General features: G+C 44.8%; 2 protein-coding genes and 1 pseudogene. All 3 read right to left on the reverse strand.

The window, feature by feature from the left end; all coding sequences use genetic code 11:
* Positions 1–256: 256 nt before the first annotated feature.
* Positions 257–406: pseudogene (locus PX481_RS07995) on the reverse strand (ArsR/SmtB family transcription factor); the annotation flags it as partial.
* Between the two features lie 35 nt (positions 407–441).
* The gene (locus PX481_RS08000; RefSeq protein WP_002761549.1) at positions 442–612 is read right to left on the reverse strand and encodes a metallothionein; all 171 of its coding nucleotides are present in this window, start codon (positions 610–612) and stop codon (positions 442–444) included.
* A 174-nt stretch (positions 613–786) separates the two neighbouring features.
* Positions 787–1,059 (reverse strand): DUF2808 domain-containing protein (locus tag PX481_RS08005; protein ID WP_288094264.1); only part of this gene is annotated, 273 nt, incomplete at its 5' end.

Genomic DNA, 1,059 nt, shown 5'->3' on the forward strand with positions numbered 1-1,059 from the left:
GCCAAGCTTTTCTGGTCGGAACCCCCTAAGCCGAGTTTTCAAGGTGCTGCGCCGTCCACTTGGTTTTCGAGACTGGCCTTTTAATTCTAACGTAAAGCCAACCTAGAACGGCGGGGTTTCAGACCCAAAATTTCCGATGATAACCGTTCAGTATTTACCAGAATGTGCTTCAGATGACCACTTAGGCGATCGCCATTCGTCTCCTCTGGTAACATATTGTCTGGGAACATATTGGGTGAGGCGAATGCAATTAGCCTTCTAGTTCTAATCCCTGCAAGTGCTGGAATTTCGCCTCTTGGTGATGGGATTCCCCACAAACCGGTGCTATTTTCTCTAGGGCCATATTTTTTCCTGATCGGTTATTAAGGGAAAGTTGAGAAAGGGAGGTATCGATCGAATTTTCAATGCCGATACTTGTCCCCTTCTCCCCAATAACTAAATTTAAACGCAACCACAGCCCTGGTGTCCACAGCCTTTCTCGTTCTCGTTAACGTGACCATTGGCACAAGCTTGGGAACAGTAGTATTGATCGTTTTTTTTGATGGCATCGGCGATCAATACTACACACAAACAGGATTCACAAGCACATTTCATCATGGTGACAGCGATCATGGTTACTACCTCGGAACTTCTTTACTGACTTTAGTATAACATCTGAACAGATGTTCATAGATTGAATAAAGTTAAATTTTTCTAAAACTCAGAGGGGAAAGTTAGAGCAGTCATCTCATATTTACTGCTCACTGATTACTGCTCACTGTTTACTGTGTTTAGACGCGGAACAGCCTACCAGCGATCGCCAGCATCGTAAATTGCTAAACGTCCGACACCTAGATATAATCCGGGAGAATTCTCCCCGGGGGGATAGGCAGTAATTCCAAACTGATAGACACCACCATAATCGGGATTTCGTACTGGTTTCAGACCGATGGAAACGGTATTACCGGGGGGGACAGGAGGATCAAAAATGACCGTAATCGTCTGAGTATTGGGGTCAAAAGTAGTGGATTTTAGGGTTAATTTTTCGCCTCGCTGATTGCGATCGCCAAGAAAAGCAAA

It is taken from the genome of Microcystis sp. M53603_WE2 (genome assembly GCF_030065435.1).

Coding starts and splice junctions, on each gene's coding strand:
- PX481_RS08000 (WP_002761549.1), bottom strand. CDS start 612: ATGATCGCTGTCACCATGATGAAATGTGCTTGTGAATCCTGTTTGTGT.